Annotated in this window: 1 protein-coding gene; it reads right to left on the reverse strand. The window is 50.7% G+C overall.

Going from position 1 to position 1,657, the window contains the following annotated elements; genetic code table 11:
• Positions 1–36: 36 nt before the first annotated feature.
• Positions 37–1,592 (reverse strand): IS3 family transposase gene (locus tag EI162_RS14080; RefSeq protein WP_225737015.1). Its coding sequence is split into 2 segments (ribosomal slippage): positions 37–1,139 and positions 1,139–1,592, totalling 1,557 coding nucleotides; the frame shifts between segments, so codons are not numbered across the junction.
• Between the last annotated feature and the right edge of the window lie 65 nt (positions 1,593–1,657).

Below are 1,657 nucleotides of genomic sequence, written 5' to 3' on the forward strand. Positions count from 1 at the left end.
CGGAGTTTTTCAAGCTAGTTGTCACCATAAACTAAATTAAGCGGCTCGTAATTGATCCTGTTGTTGCTCTTTTACAGGGTTTAGTGTTGTCGGACCCACAGGCTCGCAATCTCTCACCTCTTGACTACCCCAGCGTATCGGGTTTTGGGCTTTAGCACGCTGCATCGTCTCATGACGTTTGGCTAGTATTTCCTTATCCTCGCCCGTATGGCGCTGATTGGGCGTCACAAAGTTAAGCTGACTGTGCTTGTGCTCATCATTGTACCAACGTGTGAATGTCAGCACCCATGTTCTTGCCGCCTCAACGCTTTTAAAGCCTTCGGTGGGCCAATTAGGGCGATACTTGCAGGTTTTAAACAGCGATTCTGCAAAGGGATTGTCATTACTGACACGCGGTCTGCTGTATGAGCTCACAACCCCAAGCTCATAAGCCTTCATACGCATGGTTTGCGCTTTCATCGGTGCACCATTGTCTGAATGTAGTACCACACCGGTGTGCAAGCATTGCTCACTGATCAAAGTCCGCTCAAGCAGCTTAGCGGCCAATGCTCCTGACTCACAGTCGTAGACCTCCCAGCCGACAATCTTACGACTATAGACATCCTCTATCATATACAAATAATAGAACTGACCACGAACTGGACTTGGCAAATAGGTGATGTCCCAGCAGAACACTTGGCAGGCAGCAGTGGCGGTAAAGGTCTGCGGGGCGCTTGAGGGCTTAGGGGCTAGCGCACGACCACGATGGTTGAGTTGGCTATGCTGCTTTAGCACTCGATAGAAGGTGGATTCAGAGGCATAATATACCCCCTCATCCAGCAGAGTCGGTACAATTTGGGTCGGCGGCAAACTGGCAAAGCGGGGCTGATTACACACAGCAATAATCGCGGCTTGTTCAGCTTCTGTCAGTTTGTTCTTGGGTGCTGACCGTACGGCATCGGGGCGCTTGTCATGAGAGAGCTGACCTGCGCGGTACCAGCGCCGATAGGTGCGGATGCTGATGCCAACCTCAATACAGGCAAGAGTAACTCTGGCACCTGATCGATTGGCCTCTTGTATCCAGTCTATGTATTGCTTGCGCTTAGGGAGCAAGGTCAGTCGTCCTCGTGCTCCTCCCAAAACGCTTCCAACTTTTTTCTGAGTACCAACAAGGCGGCAGTTTCAGCTAGGGCCTTCTCCTTTCGGGCAAGCTCTCGGGTGAGTTGTTTGATCTGTTTGCGATCGGTTTGTTGTTGACGTTTGTCTTTAAGGCTTTGTTGTTTGCTGCTGCTAAAGCCTTTGAGGGCGTCCGCGCGCCAAGCTTTGATTTGCTCAACGTAGAGACCTTTGCTGCGGCAGTATTCGCTAAGCTCAGCTTCGCTTAGGGCGGCAGTCTCTATGATGGTGGCAAGTTTGGTTTCACTTGTCCAGTCATCGGGGGTTTTATTGTGTCCAGGCATAGGGTGGCCTTTTTGTCGGGCTTGGGCACGCCAATTATACAGGGTCTGTAGTCCGATGCCTTCATCTCTTGAAACTTGGGCAACGGTTAGGCTCAGCGGTGGTAGCAGTTTGCTGAGTATGATCTGTTTACGCTCTTCACTATAACGTGGCATGATTGATCCTCATTACCCCCATTTGGATTATTCTTTAGGGGTGACAACTATCCTGCCATAGGGGG

Origin of the sequence: Psychrobacter sp. FME6 (assembly GCF_014861365.1) — a bacterium.
GTDB lineage: Bacteria > Pseudomonadota > Gammaproteobacteria > Pseudomonadales > Moraxellaceae > Psychrobacter.